Origin of the sequence: Saccharopolyspora sp. NPDC050389, from assembly GCF_040655595.1 — a bacterium.
GTDB lineage: Bacteria > Actinomycetota > Actinomycetes > Mycobacteriales > Pseudonocardiaceae > Saccharopolyspora.
Window position 1 is genome coordinate 128,871 of sequence record NZ_JBFAKG010000008.1, and the last position, 18,618, is coordinate 147,488.

An 18,618-nucleotide genomic window follows, 5' to 3' on the forward strand; every position below is an offset into this window, starting at 1 on the left:
ACGAAAAGGGCGCCGGGCCAGCCCCGGCGCTCCTTTTTGCGCGCCCGAAAACAGGCCAGGAGTCCGCTCGGCGCCCCAATTCGGGGCCGTCACTAGCGGAAACAAGATTCACGTTCACACAATAGTGTTACGGAGTTTGGGAATCCGGCCCGCCGCGGGTTAGCTTTTCTGCCGGAACGCGCCAGACTCGATGGCCACCTCGCGGGCTTTCTGAAGTCCCCGGTGTGAACTCCGAATACCGCGGTAATCAAAGGAGAGTGAACCCAAGTGCTGAAGAAGGCTGCGATCGTCGCCGGTGCTGCCGCCGGCCTGCTGGCCCTCGCCCCCGTTGCCAACGCCGACAGCGCGGACAACGACGGCATCAACGTCCTGAACGACAACAACCTCAGCGTGCTGCCGATCCAGGCCTGCGGCAACAACGTGGCCGTGCTCGGCGCCGTCGTGCCGATCCTGTCGCCGCAGCTCAACAACTGCGTCAACGCCCCGATCGTCGACCACCCCAAGGGCCGCTGAGCCAGGGCGAATCGCGTCGGGAGGGCCAGGTCCTGCGGGACCTGGCCCTTCGCCGTCCCAGGGTCAGCGGCCCAAGCGGCGGTGCCGGACCGCGTAGTCGCGGAGCGCGCGGGTGAAGTCGACGCGGCGGAAGGCGGGCCAGTACGCCTCCGTGAACCAGAACTCGGAGTGCGCGGACTGCCACAGCATGAAGCCGGACAGCCGCTGCTCCCCCGAGGTGCGGATCAGCAGGTCGGGGTCGGGCTGTCCGGAGGTGTAGAGGTGCTCGGCGATGTGGTCGACGGTGAGCACCTCGGCGAGCTCTTCGATCGTGGTGCCCGCTTCGGCGTGCTGCTGCAGCAGCTTGCGCACCGCGTCGGCGATCTCGCGGCGCCCGCCGTAGCCGACCGCCACGTTAACCTGCATGCCCGTGCGGCCCTTGGTCCGCAGCGCGGCGGCGGACAGTCGCGCGGCGGTCTCGGTGGGCAGCACGTCTAGGGCGCCGACGATCCGCACCCGCCACGGGGTGGCCGGGTCGGTGAGCTGGTCCACCACCCCGGCGATGATCTCCATCAGCGCGTTCAGCTCTTCTGACGTGCGGTTGAGGTTGTCGGTGGACAGCAGCCACAGCGTGACGACCTCGACGTCGGCCTCGTCGCACCAGCCGAGCAGTTCGGCGATCTTGCGGGCGCCGGCACGGTGTCCGTGGGCGGCGTCCAGGCCGGCTTCCTTGGCCCATCTGCGATTGCCGTCCAGGATGACGCCGACGTGCCTGGGGTGTTCCACCCCGTCGAGCTTGCGACGCAGCCGCCGCTCGTAGACGTCGTAGATGAGTTCTTTCAACCGAACCTTGAGCGCCACGCCCGATGAGCCTACGCGGATGCCGGCGGGCCGTGGCCCCCACCTCAGCTCAGCGTGCCGCGCAGGTCACGGACGGGATGCGCGAGACCCCGCCTTCGAGTGCCGTTGGACACTTCCGATCACAGGGGCGGGTGCGAGGTCTCCGCACCGAACCTACGGTCCCGTAACCTCGAGGTGTGACTAGCGCCCTCACCGCTCGCCGCCCGACGGCATTCGTCAAGCCGCGGATGCGCGGCTGGATCCACTTCTGGTCGCTGGTGGTGTCCGTCGCCGCCGGTGCCACGTTGATCGCCCTCGCCGCATCGACCGTGTCGGCCGCCGCCGCGGTGGGCACCTCCATCTACGTCGCGACAGTGCTGGGGCTGTTCGGCGTCAGCGCCCTCTACCACCGCAAGACCTGGAAGACGATCGGCGCACGCACCTGGATGCGGCGGCTCGACCACTCGATGATCTTCCTGTTCATCGCGGGCACCTACACCCCGTTCGCGATGGTGGCCATGCAGCCCACGACGGGCGCGGTGGTGCTCGCCGTCGTCTGGGGCGGCGCGCTGGGCGGCGTGATCTTGAAGCTCGCCTGGCCCAACGCACCGCGCTGGGTCGGCGTGCCGGTCTACATCGCGCTCGGCTGGGTCGCGGTGTTCGTGTTCCCCGACCTGCTGCACAACGCCGGGATGGCGGCGCTGGTGCTGCTGATCGTCGGCGGGCTGATGTACACGGCGGGCGCGATCTTCTACGCGACCCGGTGGCCCGACCCGTGGCCGAAGACCTTCGGCTACCACGAGTTCTTCCACTCGGCGGTGTCGCTGGCGGCGATCTGCCACCACATCGCGATCTGGCTCGCGCTCTACGCCTGACGCGCGTTTCGCCCGGCCAGGGCCCGTGCGCACTTTGTGCTGCTATAGCGACACAAAGTGCACACGGGCCCTTTCGCGTGCTCAGCCCTCTTCGGGGCCGCGGTTGCGCAGTTCGTCGACCTTCGACAGGGCTTCGCGCAGTTCGCCCAGCCAGTCCTCGGTGTGCTTGCCGACCAGCCGCACCGCCCAGGCCAGCGCCTCGGACCGGGACCGGGCGACCCCGGCGTCCACCAGCGTGTCCAGCACCATGCGCTCGGGCTGGTGCAGCCTGGTCATCACCGGCACGGACAGCGTGGTGAACAGTTCCTCGGTGCCGCCGAGCCTGGCGCCCCAGGCGACCTTCCGCCCGTAGCGGTGCTCCGCCTGGCGGGCGATCTCGATCCGCTCTTCGCGGGTCTCCTCGCGGAACCGGGCGATCCGCCCGCTCTCCGCGGCGGCGCGCTCGGCGTCGTCGGCGAACTCGCCATCCACCGGCGGCAGCTCGCCGACGACCAGGATCTCCTCGCGGTCGACGGTGACCGCCGGACCACCGGCGAACCATCCCTCGGGCAGCCGCCCGGTGAACCACGCCGTGGCGTCGGCGGCGGTCGGCGGCTCGCTGCGCCGGCCGCCGCCCGCCCACGGCGGCCCTCCCCTGCCTCGGCCGCGAGCCGTTCGTCCGAATCTCGAATACATGGCTCCCACCTCCCGATTACAGGATTACACGCTTACATCGCAGGTGGGAAGGACTGTCGTTCGGCTCGCGGCGAAACCGGGGCGTCCTCTGGGGCTCAGGCGGAGCAGCTGCGGATGGGCGTTCGCGTAGGTGGGGCTGTGAGGCTTTTGGGCTGTTGCTGGGGCACGGCGGGGCGGCTTGTGCCATCAGAGCAGCGAAACCACCTGCCCACGCCCGCGAGTAGCGAGGCGAACAGTCGCAGCACGGCCTGCGACGAGTGGATGGAGTGAACGGCCCGTTCGTCTCCATCTATCGAGGCGAACAGGCCGTTCACCCCCAACCAGCAGTGCGAGCCGGCTTTGGGTAGATGAAGCGAACGGCCTGTTCACCTCGCCTATCGAGGCGAACAGGCCGTTCGCTCCACACCAGGCACCGCATACGAGAGTCGGGATCCCCGAGTTCTCAGACGGCGACGCCGTGGACTCAGCGGGTCAGGGAATCGACGAGGTCTTCGGTCGTGGTGACCGGGCGGTCGCACACGTAGCCCCGGCACACGTACGCCGCGGCGGCTCCGCCGACCAGCGGCCGCTCCGCCAGCAGCGGCACCTGCGTCGCCTCCGGCTCCCCCGCCAACGCCACGGCTCCGCCTGGGGCGTGCCGCCGCGCCGCGGCGATCAGCGCCGCCCGGTCGGCGTCGCCGGCTTCGCCGACGACCGCGACCTGCAGCGGGCCGTGGGCTCGGGCCTCAGCGGCGCTGAGCCAGTGACCCGCGAAGCGGGGAGCGCGCTGCGCTAGGAGCCCAGCGCGGGCGAGCGCCTGCTCAGCCGCCGCGCGGTAGCGCCCGGCGGCGTCCGGGCCGGCGAGCGCGGCAGCGGCGAGCAGGGCCGAGGCGAGCGCCGAGGCCCCGGAGGGGCTGGCGTTGTCGGTGGGATCGGAGGGTCGCCGGACGAGGGATTCGGCGTCGGCCGCGGTGTCGTGGAACATGCCCGGGTGGTCGGCGTCGGCGAACTGCTGCAGGGCCACATCCAGCAGTTCGCATGCCGCTTCGAGCCAACGCGGCTCGGCTGTCGCCTGGTGCAGCGCGAGGAGCCCGTCGGCGAAGCAGCCGTAGTCTTCCAGCACTCCAGCGGCCGTTCCGACCAGTCCGTCGCGGGACGTGCGCCGCAGCCGGCCGTCGACGAGGTGCCGCTCCAGCAGCAGATCCGCCGCCTGCGCCGCCGCGTCGATCCAGCTCGGCTCGTCGAGCACCGCCGCGGCCTCGGCGAGCGCCGTGATCGCCATGCCGTTCCAGGCGGTCACGACCTTGTCGTCCTTGCCCGGCTGCGGGCGCTGGTCGCGGGCTTCGCGGAGGCTGTCGCGCACCCGCCGCCAGCGGGCCGGGTCGTCCGGGTCCTGCTTGAGCTGCAGCGTCGAGGCGCCGTTCTCGAAGGTGCCCGCCTCGGTCACCTCGAACAGTTCCGCCGCCCACTCCCCGTCCACCGGCCCGAGCACCTCCCGCAGCTGGTCCGGCGTCCACACGTAGGTGAGCCCTTCGACGCCTTCGGTGTCGGCGTCCAGCGAAGCCGCGAAGCCGCCTTCCGGCGTTCGCAGGTCGTGCAGCAGGAACTCGGCCGTCTCGCGCGTCACCCGCTCGCCGAGCGAGCTGCCGATCCTGGCGAGGTGCGCGTACACGCGGAGCAGCAAAGCGTTGTCGTACAACATCTTCTCGAAGTGCGGCACCACCCACGCGGAGTCGACGCTGTAGCGCGCGAAGCCGCCCGCCAGCTGGTCGTAGATGCCGCCGCGGGCCATCGCCGAGCAGGTCGCTCCGGCGAGTTCCAGCGCGGAGTTCTCGTCGTCCGGCATACCAACCCGTTCGTGGTGGCGCAGCAGGAACTCCAGCACCATCGACGGCGGGAACTTCGGCGCGCCACCGAATCCACCGTGGGCCGCGTCGAATTCCGCTTGGAGCCGGGAAACCGCACCGGCCAGCACTTCGTCGTCCAAAATGGACTCCGGCAGCGGGGCGCGCTGCGCGGCCAGCTGCTCCACCACCCGGGCGGCGGCCTTCCGGACCTCTTCGCCGCGACCTTCCCAGGCCTGCGCCACGGCGTGCAGCAGCTGACCGAACGACGGCATGCCGCCCATCGGCGCCGTCGGGTAGTAGGTGCCGCAGTGGAAGGGTTCGCCTTCCGGGGTGAGGAAGCAGGTCATCGGCCAGCCGCCCTGCCCGGTCATCGCCTGGGTGGCCTCCATGTAGACCGCGTCGATGTCCGGCCGTTCCTCGCGATCCACCTTGATGTTCACGAAGTGCTCGTTCATCACCCGCGCGGTATCCGGGTCCTCGAACGACTCGTGCGCCATCACGTGGCACCAGTGGCAAGCCGCATAGCCGACGGAGAGCAGCACCGGCACGTCCCGTCGCCGCGCCTCGGCGAACGCCTCGGGCGACCAGGGCCACCAGTCGACCGGGTTGTCGGCGTGCTGGAGCAGGTAGGGGCTGGTCGCGTTCGCAAGCCGGTTCGCCATGCGCCCAGCCTCCCACTCCGCCAAACGGAACGCACCCAGCCCCGACCACTCGACCTCCGCGGCGGCGTTCCGGTCGTGAGTGTTTTGGGCTGCTGTAGAGGCTGTTTTGGATGTGGTGACGCGCGGATGCGGTAACGCGGGCGTTTTGTCTTTGAAGCGGCGCAGCCGCTTAGTTAGCCCACCCACGCAACCCGCACCGCCGCGGGTTCACGGTGCCCACCCCCCTGGGGTTCTCCCAGCGAGGACAGCCCCGACGTGGTGAATTGGCATTCATGATGTCGGGGATCCCACAGCGAGAAGACCGCGGCGACTCCCGCAGGGGGGCCGCCACCCGCACCGCCACGCAGAACGAGCCTGGAAACAGGCTCTACAGCGCTCCAAAACACTCACGACCCGTGACCAGCGGAAACACAGAGCCGCGCGAATCAAGTTCTCACAAAACGTGTTACAACCGATCGCATCTCTGCTAATACTTACGGCCACTCGCGGATCTTGAGGAGCGGCGGATGAAGACCATGCGCGCCTCGGTGCTGCGCGGTGTCCGGGACATCGCGCTGGAAGAACGCCCGGTGCCCGAGCCGGGGCCGCACGAGGTCCTGGTGCAGGTCACCTCGGTCGGCACCTGCGGTTCGGATGCGCACTACTACGAGCACGGCCGCATCGGCTCGTTCGTGGTCGAGCAGCCGTTGATCCTCGGGCACGAAGCGGGCGGAGTCGTCGTCGCGTGCGGCGCGGAGGCCACCCGGCACGCCCCCGGCCAGCGGGTCGCCGTCGAGCCTGGCGTGCCGTGCTTCGGCTGCCCACAGTGCCGCGGCGGCCGGTACAATCTGTGCCCCGACATGCGCTTCTTCGCCACTCCGCCGATCGACGGCGCGTTCTGCGAATACGTCGCGGTGCACGAGGAATTCGCCCACCCGGTACCGGAAACCGTCTCCGATGACGCGGCGGGCCTGCTCGAACCGCTATCCGTCGGGGTGTGGGCGTGCCGCAAGGGCCGGGTCGCCCCCGGGTCGCGGGTGCTGATCACCGGCGCCGGACCGATCGGGCTGGTCGCCGCGCAGGCCGCCCGCGCCTTCGGCGCGACCGATGTCGTCGTCACCGACGTCAACGCCAGTCGGTTGGCGCTGGCCCGCGAGCTGGGCGCGACCGGAACCATCGACGTGCGGCAGGCATCGCCGGCGGAATCCGGCTGCGCACCCGACGTGCTCCTGGAGTGCTCAGGCGTTCCGGCCGCGGCCGCCGAGGCGATCCGCGCGGTCACTCGCGCCGGCCGGGTCGTGCTGGTCGGCATGGGCGGCGACGAACTCACCCTGCCGCTGTCCCACGTGCAGAACTTCGAGATCGAGCTGACCGGCACGTTCCGCTACGCGAACACGTGGCCGACGGCCATCGCGCTCGCCGCGACGGGAGCGGTCGACCTGGACCGGCTGGTCACGCACCGTTTCGGGCTGGCCGAGGTCGAGCAGGCGCTCACCGTCTCCGCCCGCGACGAGACGGCGGTGAAAGCCGTCGTCCGCCCGCAGGAGTAGCGATGGCCAACGTGCGGTCGTCGGACGCGGTGGTCGAGCAGCGCAGGCAGGACGTGCTGCAGCACGTCATCGAGCACGGTGCGGCCCGCATCGACGAGCTCGCGGCGCGGTTCGAGGTCAGCCTCATGACGATGCACCGCGATCTCGACGAGCTCGCCGAGCGGCGGCTGCTGCGCAAGCTGCGCGGCCGCGTCGAGTCGTATCCGTCGCTCACCATGGAGACCGCGACCCGCTTCCGCATCGGGCTGCGCATCGCCGAGAAGGAGGCCCTGGCCGAGGCAGCTGCGGTGGAGGTCCGGCCCGGCATGACGGTGCTCATCGACGACTCCAGCACGGTTTTCCCGCTGGCCAGGACGGTTTCGGCGGTCGACGAGCTGACCGTGGTGACCAACTCGGTGAGCGTCGCGCAGATCCTGGCCGGCGCCGGTCGCGAGGTGGTGTTGCTCGGTGGCCGCTACCGCGGCGAATTCGACTCGTGCACCGGCCCGGACGTGCTGCGCGCGCTGGCGCGGCTTCGCGCCGACGTGTCGTTCACGTCCGCGACGGCCATCGCCGACGGCCGCCCGTTCCACCCGATCCAGGACTACGCCGACATCAAGGAGGCCATCATCGAGTCCGCGGCGCGCAACGTGCTGCTGGCCGACCACTCGAAGTTCGGCAAGACCGCGACCTTCGCCTACCGCGACCTCCGCGCCTACGACCTCGTCGTCACCGACGACGCCACGCCCGAGCACGAACTCGCCGCGATCCGCGCCTACGGCACCGAGGTGCGGGTCGTGCCGATGCCCCCGCCGTGAACGGCAAACCATCCGAGGAAACGATGCGAGCAAGGAGCTCCACTGTGGACAATCCAGGAGCGGCGCGATGAACCTGGTCGCCGGAATCGACTCCTCCACCCAGTCCACCAAGGTCGTGGTCTGTGACGCCGAGACCGGAACCGTGGTGCGGGAAGGCCGCGCGCCGCACCCGGACGGCACGACTGCCGACCCGGAAGACTGGTGGCGGGCGCTGGCCACGGCTTCCGACGGACTCCTCGACGACGTCGCGGCCATCGGCGTCGCCGCCCAGCAGCACGGCATGGTGGCGCTGGACGAGCAGGGCACGCCGGTGCGGCCCGCGTTGCTGTGGAACGACAACCGCTCCGCGCAGGCCGCGATCGACCTGACGCAGGAACTCGGCGGGCCGCAGGCGTGCGCGGAGGCGATCGGCTCGGTGCCGGTCGCCAGCCTCACCGCCAGCAAGCTGCGGTGGCTGGCCGAGCACGAACCGCACCTGGCCGACCGGGTGACCGACGTGCTGCTGCCGCACGACTGGCTGACCTGGCGGCTGACGGGCGAGTTCGTCACCGACCGCGGCGACGCCTCCGGCACCGGCTACTGGTCGCCGAGCGAAGGCCGGTACCTGGAGGACCTGCTGGCCACCGCGTTCGGCGGCCGGACGCCCAGAACGCCGCGAGTCCTCGGCCCGGCGGAAGCCGCCGGGCAGACCCGGGACGGCAAGCTGGTGTCGGCCGGAACCGGCGACAACATGGGCGCCGCGCTGGGCCTCGACGTCCGGCCCGGCGACGTCGTGGTGTCGCTGGGCACGAGCGGCACGGTGTTCGCCACGGCCGACCGGCCGAGCGCGGACCCGACCGGCCAGATCGCCGGATTCGCCGACGCGACGGGCGGTTTCCTGCCGCTGGTGTGCACCCTCAACGCGGCCCGGGTGCTCACCGCGACGGCGACGATGCTCGGCGTCGAAACGACCGAGTTCGACGAGCTGGCGTGCCGGGCGGAGCCCGGTGCCGGCGGACTGGCGCTGCTGCCGTACCTGGACGGCGAGCGAACCCCGATCCTGCCGGACGCCACCGGCACCCTCGCCGGACTCAGGCGGGACAACATGACGCCGGAGAACCTCGCGCGGGCCGCGGTGGAGGGAATGCTGTGCGGGCTCGCTGCCGGTGTCGACGCCCTTCGCGCGGAGGGTGTCGAGGTGGGCAGGGTGCTGCTCATCGGCGGCGCGGCCCAGTCGCGAGCGGTGCAGGTGGCGGCACCGCTGATCTTCGGCGTGCCGGTGACGGTGCCCGCGCCGGCGGAGTACGTCGCCCGAGGCGCGGCCCGCCAAGCGGCATGGGCGCTGGCAGGGACGGCGAAGCCGCCCGAGTGGGCGCTACCGGGAGCAGCAGAGCTCGAAGTCACCGACGCGGAGGCAGGAGCCCGCATCCGCGACCAGCACACCAACGCATTCACCCAGGTCCACGGCAACTGACCGCGAAGGCTCGTGAGTGTTTGTTCCGGTTCTTACCGGAACAAACACTCACGACCTCGAGCAGCACTCGGCCGAGGGCGGTTGCCCTGGTCGGATACCGTGCTTTTGCGCAGGTGATCTATCAGGGGGAGTTTCCGTTGCAGCCAGGGCATCCGCCTTTCCAGCCGCCCCACCGCCCCATGGCACCTCCACCTCACCCCGGCATGCCTCCCGGCCCTCCCGCCGGTCGGCCTCCCGTGCCGCCGCCTCCGCCGCCCGCTCCGCGACCGGTCGCGCCGCCGCCCGCTCCGAGCGCCGACGCGACGCAGGTGCTTCGCACCTCCGCGAAGCCCGAGGAGCCGGTCAACCTGTTCGACCTCGTCGGATTCGGCGATCCGGTCCAAGTCAAGCTCGACGAGGCCTGGCAGCCGCGCAGCACCGAGCAGCGGTACCGGATCGCTATCGGCGTTGACGACCACGGCAGGCCGGTGCACCTGGACTTCAAGGAAACCGGTAACGCCGTTGGTATTTTCGGCTCCGCCGGGTCCGGGAAGTCCGAGCTGTTGCGCACGATCCTGTTCGGGTTGGCCGCTACGCACTCCTCGGCCGCGGTCAACTTCGCCGGCATCAGCCGCGAGCACGACGACCAGGTCTGGCGCTCGCTCTACGAGATCCCGCACACCGCGCTGGCCGCACCGATGCTCTCGAACGACCTCACCGGCCGACGGCTCGACGATGCCCTAGTCGGCGTGCTCGCCTGGCAGGTCGAGCAGTTCGATCACCTGTCGGTCGGGAACTTCGCCGATTACGAGCGCCTCCAGCCGGAATCCGATGCCGAGCCGATGCCGATGCTGCTGGTCGCGATCGACGACCTGCCCGGCGTCCTGCGCGACCGGCCCGGATTCGCCGAGACCATCGACCGGCTGGTCCGCCACCGGCGCTCCGGGATCAAGCTGGTGTACACCGCGACCTCGGCGGAACAGATCCCGGAGCTCACGAGAGCAACCGCGACCCGAATCGCGCTGCGGACCAGCGAAGCGGACTCGGTCAAGCTCATCGGCCGGGCCCGCGACCTGCCGGATGCCCCGGGCAACGGCTATCTGGCTCGCCCGCGCCAAGAGCCGATCCGCTTCCGCGCCGCCTACACCGACCTGCCGCACGGGACTCCGCAAGGCGACTACTTCCAGACCATCCCCCAGATCTTCGCCGAGCGGGTGCGGGGGCAGGGCCCGCCGGCCCGCCAGCTCATCCTGCCGCCGCCGGGCGAACCACCAGCCGGAATCGACCTGGCGCTAGAGGTCACTGAGGAACGGGGCTTCAACGCCAAGCCGGAAACCCCGCTGAGCGTTCCCATCGGCGTCCTCGACAACCCTTTCCACCACCGGCACGACCCGCTGCTGCTGGACTTCGCCGGCTCGGACGGCAACGTCGCGATCGTCGGTCGCCCGCGCAGCGGGAAGTCGACTGCCGTGCGGACGACCCTGCTGGCGCTGGCGCTCACTCACACCCCAGCCGAAGTCCGGTTCCACTGCCTGGACTTCGGCGGCGGCGGGCTCGCGCCGCTGCGCGACCTGCCGCACACCAGGGTCGTGACCGGCAGCCACGACTCGGACTTCGTGGCGCTGGCCGTCGAAGAGCTCGAAACACTGCTTGCCAAGCGGGAGAAGTCCTTCGCGCAGCACGGCATCGACTCGGTCGACGAGTTCCGCCGGCGCCGCCAGGAAGAACCGCTCGGCGAGGTCGCGACCGACCACTTCCTCGTCGTCGACGGCTGGCCCGAGGTGCACCAGCACCCCGGCCTCGCCGATCGGGCCCTGCGCCTCGCCCGGCGCGGCCTGTCCTACGGCATCCACGTGGTCGTCACGGCCAACCGCTGGGACGACCTGCCCCGCGAACTGCGCGACCTCGCGGGCGGCCGCGTCGAGCTGCGGCTGGCGGACCCGGGGGACTCCCTGATCTCCGCCGAGCACGCCGACTCCGTCCCGCAGGACAAGCCGGGCACAGGCCTCCACGGCGGACTCCGCTGTGCCATCAACATTCCCGTGCTTGGCAACGAACTGCCGAGCCACCTCGAACAAGGACTGCCCGACGACCTCGCCGCGAAGACCCGCGAGGTCGTCCAGCTCATCGGCAAGTCATGCCCCGGCGACCGACCTGCCCAACTGCGCCGCCCACCGGAGCTCGTCGGCTACGACGAACTCCCCGAGGCCGAACCGGACGCCATCCCCATCGGCATCGACGGCCACGGCGACCCCGTCATCCTGACGCTGAACGGCGACCGCCACCGCCACGTGCTGATCGCGGGTGGACGCGAATCCGGCAAGAGCACGGTGATCCGCAACGTGCTGCGCGGGATCGCGGCGTATCCGGTGAAGGAAGCCATGGCGCTGGTGGTCGACTACCGGCGCGACCACCACCACGCCCTGCTGCCCGACAGCCACACCCTGTCCTACGTGCGAGAAGCGAGCCAGGCGAGGAGCGACCTGAAGGACTTCACCGCAGCGCTGCGCAAACGACTTCCGGATGCGGATGGCAAACCCAAGTCGTGGGTCGGGCCGAAGGCGTTCCTCGTGGTGGACGACTTCGACTTGGTGCGCCCCGAGGAGGGCTTGAACATGCTGTGCGGCCTGGACGAATTGCTGCCGCACGCCGAGAAGATCGGCCTCCACGTCGTCCTCGCCTACAACGCCGACCTCGAACGAAACCGGGACCACATCGTCTCAAGGCTCAGCTACGACGCGTACCGACTGATCCTGAAGGACGCGCCCGGCGTCTCGTGGGGCGCCGGCGGCCTCGGCGAGCGGCCCCGCGACGCAGGTGAGGCACGCCTGGACCGGAGGATCGGAGCCGACACCAGCCTCCGCATCGCCTGGCTCCCGCATCCGCTGGAAACCTGACCCGGAAAGCAGTCGGGGCCATCCGGCACGCCGGATGGCCCCGCTCCTGCTTCGCCCCGCTAGGGCGCTTCGCCCTTCCCGGGCTTCGCCTCGCTCCGCTCAGCTTCGGGTTCCGGCTCCGCTTCGGCTCGCTTCACCCTCGCCGGCGCCGCTGCCGCGGCCTTCTGCTCGTCGAAGACCACCGGCACCTTCTTCAGGTGCTTGGTCATCGAGCGAATCAGGAACACCACCGCGATGGCGAACACCACCAGCAGCACCAGGCCCACCGGGGAGGACTTGCCGAAGTCCTCGCCCTGGCCACCCGGGTCCGGCGTCACGGGAACCGGTGTCTGCGCGAGCACGTAGGTGACCGCTTCGGAGGCACTCATGCGCACACCTTCTCCTGCACGCCGGAGAACAGGTCGTCCTCCGGCAACGTGGTGTCGACCAGCGAGCGCACCAGTTCGTAGTCCTCGGTCGGCCACAGCTCGCGCTGGATGTCGAGCGGGACCGCGAACCAGCGGCTGGTCGGGTCGATCTGGGTCGCGTGGGCGCGCAGCGCCTCGTCGCGCTGCTCGAAGTACTCCCCGCACTCGACCCGCGTGGTGACCCGCTCATCCGGATCCGGGCGGGTCGAATCCCACTTGGCCAGCCACTCGCCGTACGGCGATTCCATGCCCCCGGCCAGCAGCGCCTCGTGGAACAGCTGCATGCGCTTGCGGGAGAAGCCGTGCGAGTAGTACAGCTTCAACGGCTGCCACGGTTCGCCCGCGTCCTGGTACAGGTCGGGGTCGCCGGCCGCGTCGAAGGCCGCCACCGAGATCTCGTGGCACCGGATGTGGTCCGGGTGCGGGTAGCCGCCGTTCTCGTCGTAGGTGATCACCACGTGCGGGCGGAACTCCCGCACCACCTTGACCAGCTCGCGGGTCGAGACCTCCATCGGCACGGTGGCGAAGACGCCATCCGGCAGCGGAGGCAGCGGGTCGCCCTCCGGCAGCCCGGAGTCGACGAAGCCCAGCCACTGGTGCTGCACCCCGAGGATCTTGGCCGCCTCGGCCATCTCCGCGCGGCGGACCTCCGTCAGGTTCTCGACGACCTCCGGCCGGTCCATGGCCGGGTTGAGGATGCTGCCCGCCTCACCGCCGGTGCAGGTGACAACCATCACTTCGTGCCCGTCCGCCACGTAGCGCGCGGTCGTCGCGGCACCCTTGCTGGACTCGTCATCCGGGTGCGCGTGCACCGTCATCAGCCGCAGCTTGTCCGCCATCGCCGGGTAATCCCCTCCCGCTTTTGCAAGCATCTCTCATGAACGCGGCCCCGCTGACAGGCCGCGGGACACCCCAGGGATACTTAACGTGGATGTCGGGTCCCATTGTTCCCGGTGGGCCCGACCTGCTCGGCGCCAGCCCCCGCATCACCCGTCCGCGGGCGGTGGCGAAGCCCGAAGGCGAAAGGCCGTCCAGCCCGGTGACGAACCAGCAGATCCCGCAGGACCGGTACGGATCGCGTGCCCGCACGCGCCCGCGCCCGGCCCTCCGCTGGGTGCTGATCTCGGTCGTGCTGGTCGCCCTGGTGGGCGTGGCGATCGTGGGCTATCGCAACCTCGGCAGCACGCCGATCCAGGGCAAGCAGATCGCGCACGAAGTGCTCGACGACCACTCCGTGAAGATCGTTCTCGAGGTCCAGCGCGACGAGCCGCAGCGGCCCGCCGACTGCGTCGTGCGCGCCCGCGCCGAATCCGGTGAGGAAGTCGGTCGCAAAGAAGTTCTGGTCCAACCTGCGGACGGCATCACCAGGCAGGAGACTGTGCTGCGGACCTCCGCCCGAGCGACCATCGGGGAGGTGTACGGCTGCACTTACAACGTTCCTGAATATTTGTCCACCCACCTACGGCCAACTGGGTGAACACCGGCGTACCACGCCGGGTGCTGGGAAAATCCCAGCCCGGGGTGTGGTGCTTCGTGCTATTGTCGACTTCAGCACGGTCCCGCGCGGGCCGTGTTTTTCCGTTACTTGGCCATCGGCCGAGAAATTAAAGGCGCGGAAATGCAATTCGCCCGTGGGAAAACGCGGGCCGCAGTCGACGAGGAGTGGTGACCGTGAGCGAGACCCAGGTGACCTGGCTGACCCAGGATGCTTACGACCGGCTCAAGGGAGAGCTGGACGAGCTCGTGGCCAACCGCCCGGCGATCGCCGCGAAGATCAACGAGGCCCGCGAGGAAGGCGACCTGCGGGAGAACGGCGGCTACCACGCCGCTCGCGAGGAGCAGGGGCAGATCGAGGCCCGCATTCGCCAGCTGCAGGAACTGTTGCGCACCGCCAAGGTCGGCGACGTGCCCACCGAGTCCGGCATCGCCCGGCCCGGCTCGGTGCTGACGGTCCGCTACGACGGCGAGGACGAGACCGAGCAGTTCCTGCTGGCCACCCGCGAGGAGGGCGCGCACGGCGAGCTGGAGGTCTACTCCCCGAACTCGCCGCTGGGCCGCGCGCTGCTGGACGCCAAGGAGGGCGAGACCCGGGAGTACGAGCTCCCCAACGGCGGCACCATGACGGTGACCCTGGTCAAGGCCGAGCCGTTCGCCGGCTGAGCTCAAGAGTATGCACGGCTCGTTTTGCGTGGCGGTGCGGGTAGCGGAACCTCAGACGCCGTCTGGACTGTGGGATCCCCGACTTACGTATGACCAATACGCGGCATCGGGGCTGTCCTCGCCAGACGACGTCTGAGAACCCGCGGCGGAGCAAGCTGCGTAGGTGGGCTAAGCGGCTGCGCCGCTTCAAAGACAAAGAAAAGACCCGTTGAAGGGTTGACATTGGAACTGCGGGCACTCCTGGTGCCCGCAGTTTTTATTGATCTCCGTTGGCGGCCAGCCTCTCCAGCAGCGGGCGGACGCGCGGCGGGACCGGCGTGGACAGGGCGATCGAGGTCGAGGTGCGCCGCACCCCGGTAACCCCGACGATCTCGTCGATGACCCGCTGCAGGTCGGCATTGGAGCGAGCGACCATCCGCACGAACAGATCCCCCTGCCCCGTCGTCGCGTGTACCTCGCACACCTCGTCGATCGCCGCCAGCTGATCGGCCACCAGGCCCCGGTGCCCCTGCGCGATCTCCAGCACCGCGAAGGCGGTCAGGCCGTAGCCCATCGCCGCCAGGTCGAGCTCCGGCGGGAAGCCCAGCAGGACGCCGCGCTGCACCAGCCGATCCATCCGCGCCTGCACGGTGCCGCGCGCCACGCCGAGCCGGCGCGAGCACTCCAGCACCCCGAGGCGCGGCTCGTCGGACAGCAACAGCAGCAGCCTGGCGTCCAACGCGTCCAGGCCCTCGGCATTGGGAGCCATGTCACACCCCTTGTTCAGGTTGACCAATCCAGCCAGCGGTTCGGATCAAATACTGGTCAGGTTGCGCAGCGAAATCAACGAGTGTTGCTCAGGATGACCTGCCCGGCGCACGCTGAGCCTCGTCACCGCTTCGGCGAACAACGGGAGGACATCGTGACCGGCACCGTCAACCACGGCAGCCAGACCGAGCAGCTCGACGACGTCACGTTCGACCAGATGCAGCGCCTCGTCGGCCTCGTCGAACACGACGATTCGAAGGACCCGTTCCCGGTCAAGTCGCTCGACGCAGTGGTGTTCGTCGTCGGCAACGCCACCCAGAGCGCGCTGTTCTACCAGGTCGCGTTCGGCATGGAGGTGGTCGCGTACTCCGGTCCAGAGCACGGCAACCGGGACCACAAGGCCTACGTGTTGAAGTCCGGGTCGGCCCGGTTCGTGCTGAAGGGCGCGGTGGACCCGGAAAGCCCGCTCGCCGACCACCACCGCCGGCACGGCGACGGCGTGGTGGACCTGGCGATGGAGGTGCTCGACGTCGACAAGTGCGTCGAGCACGCCCGCGCCCAGGGCGCCACGGTGCTCGAAGAACCGCACGACGTGTCCGACGAGCACGGCACGATCCGGACGGCCGCGATCGCCACCTACGGCGAGACCCGGCACACGCTGCTCGACCGCAGCCGCTACACCGGCCCCTACCTGCCCGGATACGTCGCGCGGCAGGGCACCTACGTCAAGCCCGCCGGCGCGCCCAAGAGGCTGTTCCAGGCCGTGGACCACTGCGTCGGCAACGTCGAGCTCGGTCAGATGGACCACTGGGTCGAGTTCTACAACCGGGTCATGGGCTTCGTGAACATGGCCGAATTCGTCGGCGACGACATCGCCACCGAATACTCGGCGCTGATGAGCAAGGTGGTGGCCAACGGCAACCACCGCGTCAAGTTCCCGCTCAACGAGCCGGCCGTCGGAAAGAAGAAGTCGCAGATCGACGAGTACCTGGAGTTCTACCGGGACTCGGGTTGCCAGCACATCGCGTTGGCCACCGGCGACATCATCAAGACCGTCACCGCGATGCGGGCCGCGGGCGTGGAGTTCCTGAACACCCCGGACTCCTACTACGACGACCCGGAACTGCGGGCGCGGATCGGCGAGGTGCGGGTGCCGATCGAGACGCTGAAGGAGAACGGAATCCTGGTCGACCGCGACGAGGACGGGTACCTGCTGCAAATCTTCACGAAGCCGATCGGCGACCGGCCGACGGTGTTCTACGAGCTGATCGAGAGGCACGGTTCGCTCGGCTTCGGAAAGGGCAACTTCAAGGCGCTCTTCGAAGCGATCGAACGCGAACAGGAACGCCGCGGAAATCTTTGATCGCAAGCCATGACTCGTGAGTGTTTTGGAGCGCTATAGCGATCCAAAACACTCACGAGTCCGTAGTCAGCCTTCGGCGATGACGGTGAATCCCGCGGCCCCGAGTTCTTCGACCACGTAGTGGCGATGCTCGGGGCCGCGGGTTTCCAGGGAGATCTCCACGTCCACTTCGCCCAGCGCCAGCGCCCCGGAGATCCGGGAGTGCTCGATGTCGAGCACGTTCGCAGACAGCTCGCCCAGCTTCGCCAGCAGGCCGGCCAGCGAGCCGGGCCGATCCGGCAGCCGCACCCGCAGCGACAGGTAGCGGCCCGCCGAGCCCATGCCGTGCTGGATCAGCTGGAGCAGCAGCAGCGGGTCGATGTTGCCGCCGGAGAGCACCGCCACCGTCGGCGACCTGACCTGCTCGGGGTGCTCCAGCAACGCCGCGACCGAGGCGACGCCGGCGGGCTCGGCCACCAGCTTCGCCCGCTCCAGGCACAACAGCAGGGCCTTGGACAGGGCCTCCTCGCTGACCGTCAGCACCCCGTCGACCAGCTCCGCGACGTGCGCGAACGTCACCGGGCCGGGCTCGCCGACCGCGATCCCATCGGCCATCGTCTGGGTTTCGGCCAGCCGCACCGGTTTGCCCGCCGCCAGCGAAACCGGCCACGCCGCGGCCTGCTCGGCCTGCACCGCGAGCACCTTGACGTGCGGATGCTCGGCCTTCACCGCCGCGGCGATGCCCGCGACCAGCCCGCCGCCCCCGGTGGGCACCACGATGCTGCGGACCTCCGGCAGCTGCGCCAGGATCTCCAGCCCGACGGTGCCCTGACCGGCGACGATGTCGGGATGGTCGTAGGGGTGGATGAACTCCGCCCCGGTCTGCTGGGCGTACTCCCGCGCCGCGGCGAGCGTTTCCTCCAGCACCGCGCCGTGCAGCCGGACGTCTGCGCCGTAGGACTTGGTGGCCGCGAGCTTCGGCAGCGGTACGCGCACGGGCATGAACACCGTGGCGTGGATGCCGAGCAGCGACGCCGCGAGCGCGACGCCCTGCGCGTGATTACCGGCGCTCGCCGCGACGACCCCGGCGGCACGGCGCGCCTCGTCCAACGCCAGCAGCCGCACGTAGGCGCCGCGGAGCTTGAACGAGCCGGTGCGCTGGAGGTTTTCGCACTTCAGGAAGACTTCGCCGCCGCAGTGCTCGCCGAGCACCCGGGAGTGTTCAAGCGGCGTGCGCCGCGCGATCCCGGCGAGCTGCTCGCCGGCGTCGCGGATTCGGTCCAGATCGACCAGCCGCATTCGCCAATCGTGCCACCGCGCAACGCGGGCCACCTGCGACACTTTCGGTACCCTCGAACGAGCGGCCGGTCACCCGGATCGCACCGCGAGGAAGGCTTGGCAGCCGACGACGGCTGTGCGGGGCAAGCTGTCGCGGAGGGGGCATTGCGCGGTCATCGAGCATTCGTGAACACCGCCCCCGGTGTCGCGCTCGTCCGACGTTGGTGCCGGGGTCACACATAGGAGGAAGCATGACGCGGCTGACCCCTATGAACAGCGCGTTCCCGCTGGTCACCGGCATTGCCATGGCGGCGGCCCTATCTGGCGCCGCGGTGTTCGCGGTGCTCGAGTCCGGCTGCGACGAGCCGGGCTCCTACCGTTCGCACGACGGCGTGGTGGAGCTGATCGGCGGCTGCCTGAAGCCCGACGACCTCCCGGTCAATCCCCGGCAACCGGCCGACACCCGCCCGCTCGGCAGCGGCGACCCATCCCTCGAACGCTGATCTCGAACCGCCGAAACCCGCCCGATGGGTTTCTCGGCGGTACTGCGTCCCGGAACGTGGAGAGCGGCGATTTCGCGCCGAAAAGCCGCGCTACACCCCATGCAGGTGCGGCTTTTGGGCGTAAAAGAGACGCCCCCCGAGGCACGCGAGGGGCGG

General features: G+C 69.9%; 17 protein-coding genes. 10 read left to right on the forward strand and 7 right to left on the reverse strand.

All coding sequences use genetic code 11. The features are described from left to right. Positions 1-267 precede the first annotated feature (267 nt). Positions 268-513, forward strand: a complete 246-nt coding sequence (locus AB0I53_RS07735; RefSeq protein ID WP_358598103.1) for a hypothetical protein — start codon at positions 268-270, stop codon at positions 511-513. 63 nt (positions 514-576) lie between these two features. Here the strand turns inward: AB0I53_RS07735 and AB0I53_RS07740 are convergent, their stop codons facing one another. After that, entirely contained in the window at positions 577-1,353 is a 777-nt protein-coding gene (locus AB0I53_RS07740) for an isoprenyl transferase (protein ID WP_358598105.1), read from the reverse strand. Between the two features lie 176 nt (positions 1,354-1,529). Here AB0I53_RS07740 and AB0I53_RS07745 point away from each other — a divergent pair, with 176 nt between their 5' ends. Beyond that, on the forward strand, positions 1,530-2,207 hold the full coding sequence (locus AB0I53_RS07745) for a hemolysin III family protein (RefSeq protein ID WP_358598106.1): 678 nt from the start codon (positions 1,530-1,532) through the stop codon (positions 2,205-2,207). Positions 2,208-2,288: 81 nt separating this feature from the next. On the opposite strand, the gene AB0I53_RS07750 is transcribed toward AB0I53_RS07745, so the two are convergent. Together AB0I53_RS07750 and AB0I53_RS07755 are read right to left on the reverse strand one after the other, a co-directional pair. Continuing rightward, entirely contained in the window at positions 2,289-2,882 is a 594-nt protein-coding gene (locus tag AB0I53_RS07750) for a hypothetical protein (RefSeq protein WP_358598108.1), read from the reverse strand. A gap of 463 nt (positions 2,883-3,345) precedes the next feature. Then, positions 3,346-5,370 carry a thioredoxin domain-containing protein gene (locus AB0I53_RS07755; RefSeq protein ID WP_358598110.1) on the reverse strand — a complete coding sequence of 675 codons (2,025 nt, stop codon included), beginning with the start codon at positions 5,368-5,370 and terminating at the stop codon, positions 3,346-3,348. A gap of 515 nt (positions 5,371-5,885) precedes the next feature. Here AB0I53_RS07755 and AB0I53_RS07760 point away from each other — a divergent pair. The 4 genes from AB0I53_RS07760 to eccCb all read left to right on the forward strand — a co-directional run bounded on the left by AB0I53_RS07760 (position 5,886) and on the right by eccCb (position 12,025). Then, positions 5,886-6,899: an NAD(P)-dependent alcohol dehydrogenase gene (locus AB0I53_RS07760; protein WP_358598190.1), complete on the forward strand. Its 1,014-nt coding sequence runs from the start codon at positions 5,886-5,888 to the stop codon at positions 6,897-6,899. Between the two features lie 2 nt (positions 6,900-6,901). After that, positions 6,902-7,696, forward strand: coding sequence for a DeoR/GlpR family DNA-binding transcription regulator (locus tag AB0I53_RS07765; RefSeq protein ID WP_358598113.1), 795 nt, complete (start codon positions 6,902-6,904; stop codon positions 7,694-7,696). Positions 7,697-7,763: 67 nt separating this feature from the next. Next, positions 7,764-9,149 carry a xylulokinase gene (gene xylB / locus AB0I53_RS07770; RefSeq protein WP_358598116.1) on the forward strand — a complete coding sequence of 462 codons (1,386 nt, stop codon included), beginning with the start codon at positions 7,764-7,766 and terminating at the stop codon, positions 9,147-9,149. Between the two features lie 308 nt (positions 9,150-9,457). Next, positions 9,458-12,025: a type VII secretion protein EccCb gene (gene eccCb, locus AB0I53_RS07775; RefSeq protein ID WP_358598119.1), complete on the forward strand. Its 2,568-nt coding sequence runs from the start codon at positions 9,458-9,460 to the stop codon at positions 12,023-12,025. A 59-nt stretch (positions 12,026-12,084) separates the two neighbouring features. Here eccCb and AB0I53_RS07780 read toward each other — a convergent pair whose 3' ends face one another. Together AB0I53_RS07780 and mca are read right to left on the reverse strand one after the other, a co-directional pair. Further along, positions 12,085-12,393, reverse strand: a complete 309-nt coding sequence (locus tag AB0I53_RS07780) for a hypothetical protein (protein WP_358598121.1) — start codon at positions 12,391-12,393, stop codon at positions 12,085-12,087. Then, the gene (gene mca / locus AB0I53_RS07785; RefSeq protein WP_358598123.1) at positions 12,390-13,271 is read right to left on the reverse strand and encodes a mycothiol conjugate amidase Mca; all 882 of its coding nucleotides are present in this window, start codon (positions 13,269-13,271) and stop codon (positions 12,390-12,392) included. The genes AB0I53_RS07780 and mca overlap by 4 nt, the downstream gene beginning before the upstream one ends. Positions 13,272-13,363: 92 nt before the next feature. Between mca and AB0I53_RS07790 the strand changes: the two genes are divergently transcribed. Together AB0I53_RS07790 and greA are read left to right on the forward strand one after the other, a co-directional pair. Continuing rightward, positions 13,364-13,909, forward strand: coding sequence for a DUF4307 domain-containing protein (locus tag AB0I53_RS07790; protein ID WP_358598125.1), 546 nt, complete (start codon positions 13,364-13,366; stop codon positions 13,907-13,909). Between the two features lie 194 nt (positions 13,910-14,103). Next, positions 14,104-14,592, forward strand: coding sequence for a transcription elongation factor GreA (gene greA / locus AB0I53_RS07795; protein WP_358598128.1), 489 nt, complete (start codon positions 14,104-14,106; stop codon positions 14,590-14,592). Positions 14,593-14,848: 256 nt separating this feature from the next. Here the strand turns inward: greA and AB0I53_RS07800 are convergent, their stop codons facing one another. Continuing rightward, positions 14,849-15,340, reverse strand: a complete 492-nt coding sequence (locus AB0I53_RS07800; RefSeq protein ID WP_358598131.1) for an Lrp/AsnC family transcriptional regulator — start codon at positions 15,338-15,340, stop codon at positions 14,849-14,851. 216 nt (positions 15,341-15,556) lie between these two features. Between AB0I53_RS07800 and hppD the strand changes: the two genes are divergently transcribed. Next, positions 15,557-16,702 (forward strand): 4-hydroxyphenylpyruvate dioxygenase, encoded by a 1,146-nt coding sequence (gene hppD, locus AB0I53_RS07805; protein ID WP_358598193.1) that lies wholly within the window; start codon positions 15,557-15,559, stop codon positions 16,700-16,702. A 66-nt stretch (positions 16,703-16,768) separates the two neighbouring features. Here the strand turns inward: hppD and ilvA are convergent, their stop codons facing one another. After that, positions 16,769-17,980, reverse strand: coding sequence for a threonine ammonia-lyase (gene ilvA, locus AB0I53_RS07810; protein ID WP_358598134.1), 1,212 nt, complete (start codon positions 17,978-17,980; stop codon positions 16,769-16,771). A 230-nt stretch (positions 17,981-18,210) separates the two neighbouring features. On the opposite strand from ilvA, the gene AB0I53_RS07815 reads away from it, so the two are divergent. Further along, on the forward strand, positions 18,211-18,462 hold the full coding sequence (locus tag AB0I53_RS07815) for a hypothetical protein (RefSeq protein ID WP_358598137.1): 252 nt from the start codon (positions 18,211-18,213) through the stop codon (positions 18,460-18,462). Positions 18,463-18,618 lie beyond the last annotated feature (156 nt).

Bases quoted from the DNA above. Each gene is read 5' to 3' on its own strand.
- AB0I53_RS07815 (WP_358598137.1), top strand. From the start codon at position 18,211: ATGACGCGGCTGACCCCTATGAACAGCGCGTTCCCGCTGGTCACCGGC.
- AB0I53_RS07790 (WP_358598125.1), top strand. From the start codon at position 13,364: ATGTCGGGTCCCATTGTTCCCGGTGGGCCCGACCTGCTCGGCGCCAGC.
- AB0I53_RS07780 (WP_358598121.1), bottom strand. From the start codon at position 12,393: ATGAGTGCCTCCGAAGCGGTCACCTACGTGCTCGCGCAGACACCGGTT.
- AB0I53_RS07750 (WP_358598108.1), bottom strand. From the start codon at position 2,882: ATGTATTCGAGATTCGGACGAACGGCTCGCGGCCGAGGCAGGGGAGGG.
- AB0I53_RS07800 (WP_358598131.1), bottom strand. From the start codon at position 15,340: ATGGCTCCCAATGCCGAGGGCCTGGACGCGTTGGACGCCAGGCTGCTG.
- AB0I53_RS07755 (WP_358598110.1), bottom strand. From the start codon at position 5,370: ATGGCGAACCGGCTTGCGAACGCGACCAGCCCCTACCTGCTCCAGCAC.
- xylB (WP_358598116.1), top strand. From the start codon at position 7,764: ATGAACCTGGTCGCCGGAATCGACTCCTCCACCCAGTCCACCAAGGTC.
- hppD (WP_358598193.1), top strand. From the start codon at position 15,557: ATGCAGCGCCTCGTCGGCCTCGTCGAACACGACGATTCGAAGGACCCG.
- AB0I53_RS07765 (WP_358598113.1), top strand. From the start codon at position 6,902: ATGGCCAACGTGCGGTCGTCGGACGCGGTGGTCGAGCAGCGCAGGCAG.
- AB0I53_RS07760 (WP_358598190.1), top strand. From the start codon at position 5,886: ATGCGCGCCTCGGTGCTGCGCGGTGTCCGGGACATCGCGCTGGAAGAA.
- ilvA (WP_358598134.1), bottom strand. From the start codon at position 17,980: ATGCGGCTGGTCGATCTGGACCGAATCCGCGACGCCGGCGAGCAGCTC.
- mca (WP_358598123.1), bottom strand. From the start codon at position 13,271: ATGGCGGACAAGCTGCGGCTGATGACGGTGCACGCGCACCCGGATGAC.